The 671-nt window shown below is 59.2% G+C and carries 1 protein-coding gene; it reads left to right on the forward strand.

What is annotated here, in order from left to right; translation table 11 throughout:
* On the forward strand, positions 1 to 671 hold a 671-nt coding region (locus ACLBXN_RS24525), incomplete at both ends, for an EF-Tu C-terminal domain-related protein (RefSeq protein ID WP_447613875.1).

The following is a 671-nucleotide window of genomic DNA, read 5'->3' on the forward strand; positions in this document are numbered from 1 at the left end:
GGCTCTGCCAAGCTGGCTCTGGAAGGCGACCAATCCGACAAGGGTGAACCCGCTATCCTGCGTCTGGCTGAAGCTCTGGACACCTACATCCCCACTCCCGAGCGTGCTGTTGACGGCGCCTTCGTGATGCCCGTGGAAGACGTGTTCTCCATCTCCGGTCGCGGTACCGTGGTGACTGGCCGTATCGAACGCGGTATTGTCAAGGTCGGCGAAGAAATCGAAATCGTCGGTATCAAGGACACCGTCAAGACCACCGTCACCGGCGTGGAAATGTTCCGCAAGCTGCTGGACCAAGGTCAAGCTGGCGACAACGTGGGTCTGCTGCTGCGCGGCACTAAGCGTGAAGACGTGGAACGCGGCCAAGTGCTGTGCAAGCCCGGCTCCATCAAGCCCCACACCAACTTCACTGCTGAAGTTTACGTGCTGTCGAAGGACGAAGGCGGTCGCCACACTCCCTTCTTCAACAACTACCGTCCCCAGTTCTACTTCCGTACAACTGACGTGACCGGCTCCATCGAACTGCCCGAAGGCAAGGAAATGGTGATGCCTGGCGACAACGTGTCGATCACCGTGAAGCTGATCGCCCCCATCGCCATGGAAGAAGGTCTGCGTTTCGCTATCCGCGAAGGTGGTCGTACTGTGGGTGCCGGTGTGGTTGCCACGATCATTGC

The organism is Comamonas sp. C24C (genome assembly GCF_053345995.1).